The organism is Streptomyces glaucescens (genome assembly GCF_002154375.1).
Taxonomy (GTDB): Bacteria; Actinomycetota; Actinomycetes; order Streptomycetales; family Streptomycetaceae; genus Streptomyces; species Streptomyces glaucescens.
The window spans coordinates 1-1,056 of sequence record NZ_MUND01000944.1; the positions used below are offsets into that span (position 1 = coordinate 1).

The following is a 1,056-nucleotide window of genomic DNA, read 5'->3' on the forward strand; positions in this document are numbered from 1 at the left end:
CCGCCGTTCCCGCCCTGACCGCCGTCGCCGCCGTGACCGCCGCCGTTGCCACCCTGGTTGCCGTCGCCGCCCTGGTTACCGTTCCCGCCCTGGTTGCCGTTCCCTCCCTGGCCATCACCCCCATTGCCGCCCTCGTTGCCGTTGCCGCCCCAGACCCCGCCCGTGTTCCCGCCCGAGTTGCCGCCCGTGTCGTCCCACGCGACGGCCGCCGGGGCCGTGAGGCCGAACGCGGCGACCGCGGCAGCGGAGACCGCCAGGGCACGATAGTTACGCATGTGATCCTCCGCGGAAGACGCCCCGGGGCCCGTCCCCGGTCGATCGGCGAGAAAGCGCCTCCCGGGAAAAACCCTCAGTTGCCCTGGCGGGGCCCGCATTTCGGCGATGGTCCGTACCGGTGAGGCAACACGCCGGACGAAAACCGCACAATCGGATATTGCCGCAGGTCACGGACTGTCAGAAAATTCCTGCTCAGGGCAACTCGGATGGCGCACCGCTCCTCCCCGGGCACCACCCGTTCGCCGCTGACCCGTCGCCGGTTTCCCGGACGGCATTTAGCGTTCTCATATGCGCGAATTGACGTGGCGACGGCCGCGTCGAGAGGGGATGGCGAATGTCTGCGTCCGAGCTGTCCGCCGAGCTGGCCGAAGAGGAGGAGCGGCGGAAGAAGCGCGCCCCGTGGGGCGTGATAGCGCTTGTTCTGCTGACCGGTCTCGCGCTCATCCGGAACGGTTCGGGCGAGTTCGACGTGGGCCCGCCCCAGCCCGCGTCGGCGGCGGCCGCGGACAGCGCCGTCGTGCGCGACGCCTTCGGACAGGCCGTGCAGCCGCTGCCGTACGCCGCGCCGGACCGGGTGCGGATCCCGGCGATCCAGGTCGACGCGCCGATGATGCCGGTCGGCCTGGACGCGGAGGGCTGGGTGGACGCGCCGCCGCCGGAGGACCCGAATCTGGCGGGCTGGTTCACCGGCGCCGTATCACCCGGCGAGAAAGGCACCGCCGTCGTCGTCGGCCATGTCGACAACAAGCAGGGACCCGCCGTCTTCTACGGCCTCGGCGC

1 protein-coding gene and 1 pseudogene are annotated in these 1,056 nt (G+C 71.4%); one reads left to right on the forward strand and one right to left on the reverse strand.

Annotated elements, in window-relative coordinates; all coding sequences use genetic code 11:
• Positions 1-275, reverse strand: a pseudogene (locus tag CCN42_RS39575) (hypothetical protein); the annotation flags it as partial.
• A gap of 335 nt (positions 276-610) precedes the next feature.
• Between CCN42_RS39575 and CCN42_RS39585 the strand changes: the two are divergent.
• Positions 611-1,056, forward strand: a 446-nt coding sequence (locus tag CCN42_RS39585; protein ID WP_086741986.1) for a sortase domain-containing protein, incomplete at its 3' end; no start/stop codon positions are given.